Genomic DNA, 3,338 nt, shown 5'->3' with positions numbered 1-3,338 from the left:
ATAACTCGAAAATATTATTATGTGACTGGTTATAATTCTACCTTAAATCCAGATACTCTCTCGTCTAGTGGTGTGTTGAATGGAATACCAAAATATGAATTTAGCTTTAATAATATACCTTCAGGAAATTCCAATAATTCACTTTTTTCTTTTTATCTTTTTAGCATAAATTCAATTGCAAACTATAACCCCACAGGGAATGGTTCTCATATTGGTTATGATGAAGTAGTTGAAGTAAATCTTGATAACTCATATACGAAACATTTTTTTACTAATTATGGAACAGATATTAACGGAATTTCTCATTTTGATGAACCTCCGTTAGGCATTACAGGCTGGGTACCTGGTAACCAAAGTATATATATGAAATATTCTTCTAAAGAGTCTGAACGAGGAAAAACAATAGGCGTTTTTGATTTTAATAAACAAGATGTTTTAATTAAGAAAAGAAAAATTACGTATAGAAATGATTCTAATCGATTTAATGATTTTTTAAAGCAAAAAATTATTTCCAGTGAGTTTTGTCCAAATGGTAACTCCTTATTATTTGCTGTTGCAATAAAAATTTTTAAATATAGTTATTATCCAACAAGTGAAGAAGTAACAAGCTATGATTTGAATGGCTTAAATCCTATAACTTTGACTAAAAATTTTAGTTATAATACTAATAATCAATTAGCTATTGAGCAAATAACGAATTCAACTCAATCAAATATATTACAAACTAAATATTTCTATCCTTGTGATAATACTATCAGCACTGAACCAAATTTTTCTATTTTATGCCAGAAAAACATGATTAATACACCTTTAAAAACTGAAAATTATTATAATTCTGATTTATTAAGCTCTCAAATCACTAAATACGGTTCCTTTACATCAAATATTCTTGGACAAAACATGCTACTCCCTCAATTTATCTATGCTGGGAAAGCTAATGTACTCGAAAAGAAAATTACATACGACTTTTACGACACCAGTGGCAACCTCACACAATATACGCCAGAGTCGGGCATGCCGGTTACCATTATTTGGGGGTACAACAAAACGCAGCCTATTGCCAAATTTGAAAATGCTACAAATGCACAAGTAGCAGCCGCCTTGGGTGTTGCCAATATTAGCAGCCTTACAGAAGCCAATTTGCCTGCCATTGATGCCTTGAGAAACAGCAGCAATACTGCAATACAAAAGGCAATGATTACAACTTATACACACAAACCGCTTATTGGGGTGAGCACCATTACCGACCCAAAAGGCGATGTCATGAGGTATAACTATGATACTTTTGGTCGTTTGCAAAACGTAACCGACAAAAATGGCAACAAACTCTCTGAAAACGAATACCACTACAAACCTTAATTCCAAAAGATATGAAATCGACAACTGTAAAAAAACGCCAATCGGCATGGCTTTTCAAAGCCTTTGTGGCTCTTTTGGTAGGTTTGCCAGCGTTGCTTGAGGCTCAAACACAGTCTCAAAACTACATCAAAACCACTACCTACAAAGTGCCAACCACCCTAGTGCCTGCTCCTACTGCGGCTCAAAAAGTGGAAAACATTACTTATTTTGACGGATTGGGCAGACCCATACAACAAATTGCAGGGCAACAATCCAACTCGGGAAAAGACATCATTACACACATCGAATATGATGCCTTTGGCCGGCAAACAAAAGAGTATTTGCCTTACGCCTCGGGGCAAAACAACCTGGAGTACCTAGACGGTAACACGGCCAAAACCAATTTGATAACCCAATACCAAAACTGGTATGGCGACCAAAATCCGTATAGCGAAAAACAATTGGAGGCCTCGCCCCTAAACCGTGTAATGCAACAAGCAGCACCCGGCAACGAGTGGGCCCTGAATGGCAACAAAACCATCAAGTTTGACTATCAAACCAACACCGCTACCGAAGTAAAACTATACACGGCCACCGCCACTTGGAATGCCGCCTTGGGCTTGTATGAACCGGTGCTAAACAATGCTACGGGCAACACCTATTATACTGCAAACCAGTTGTATAAATCCGTTACTAAGGACGAAAACTGGACGGCGGGCAACAACAATACGACCCAAGAGTTTAAGGACAAGGAGGGCAAAGTGGTGCTCAAACGGTCGTTTAACAGCGCCGAGGCTCACGACACGTATTATGTGTATGACCAGTATGGCAACTTGAGTTTTGTGCTGCCGCCACTGGTTACCAATGCCAGCATAACGAGCCAAATGGCGGGCTTGTGCTACCAATACCGCTACGACTACCGCAACCGATTGGTCGAAAAAAAGCTGCCTGGCAAGCAATGGGAGTTTATTGTATATGACAAACTAGACCGCCCTGTGGCCACAGGCCCTGCTTTTTCGCCTTTTGGCGAGGGTACTACGGGCTGGATGATTACCAAATATGATGCCTTAAACCGCCCTGTATATACGGGTTGGCAAGCCAGCACAACTGTTACGACATCGGGACGATTGGGACTTCAGAATGCTCAAAACGGGGCTACGGTACTCAACGAATCCAAAACCACCGCTGGCACGATAGACGGCATAAGCGTGTGGTATAGCAATGTGGTGGCACCTACGGGGTTCAAAATTTTGTCGGTGAATTATTATGATGATTACAATTTTCCGAATGGGCCAACGGTTTTTGGTACGGCTTATTACAACAACAGCCTAAAGCCCAAGGGATTGGCCACGGGGGCATGGGAGCGGGTGTGCCAAGGGGCAACCGACACGAAGGGCGAAACGAGTTATACGCTGTATGATTACAAGGCCCGAGCGATTCAAACCAAAACGGTGCATTACCTGGGGGGCTACACGCAAACGGACAGCAATTTGGACTTTGTGGGCAAGCCAATCAGCACCGAAACCCGCCACAAACGTACGGTTACAGACGCAGAAATACGTGTAAATGAAGCATTTACATACTCGGCACAAGACCGTTTGCTGACGCACACCCATCAAATAAACGGGGGGGCGGTGCAGCTATTGGCCAACAACTCGTATGACGAATTGGGCCAACTAACGGCTAAAAAAGTGGGGGGTGCTGCTACTGGCACTGGCTTACAAAACGTGAACTATTCGTACAACATTAGGGGGTGGCTCACGGGCATCAACGACATCAATAGCTTGAGCAAAGTGGGCGATCCGATGGATTTGTTTAGTTTTAGAATCAATTACCAAAAACCCGTGTCGGCAACGCCTTTGTTTAACGGCAATATTTCGGAAACTTTTTGGCGGACTTCATCGGACAATGTATTGAGAAAATACAGCTATTCTTATGATCATTTGAATAGATTGCTGGAGGCGGTGTATGAAAAGCCTGGTGGGCCTATGGCGGTTACA

Annotated in this window: 2 protein-coding genes; both read left to right on the top strand. The window is 41.7% G+C overall.

Annotation, left to right across the window (positions count from 1 at the left end; all coding sequences use genetic code 11):
• Nucleotides 1-1,359 (top strand): RHS repeat domain-containing protein (locus tag B0A58_RS11280; RefSeq protein ID WP_165766330.1); only part of this gene is annotated, 1,359 nt, incomplete at its 5' end.
• Between the two features lie 11 nt (nt 1,360-1,370).
• Nucleotides 1,371-3,338 (top strand): DUF6443 domain-containing protein (locus tag B0A58_RS11275; protein WP_222592729.1); only part of this gene is annotated, 1,968 nt, incomplete at its 3' end.

This window comes from Flavobacterium branchiophilum NBRC 15030 = ATCC 35035 (genome assembly GCF_002217205.1).
GTDB lineage: Bacteria > Bacteroidota > Bacteroidia > Flavobacteriales > Flavobacteriaceae > Flavobacterium > Flavobacterium branchiophilum.
Note: the sequence above shows the minus strand (reverse complement) of the source record. Positions and strands in the feature narration are given on the sequence as shown.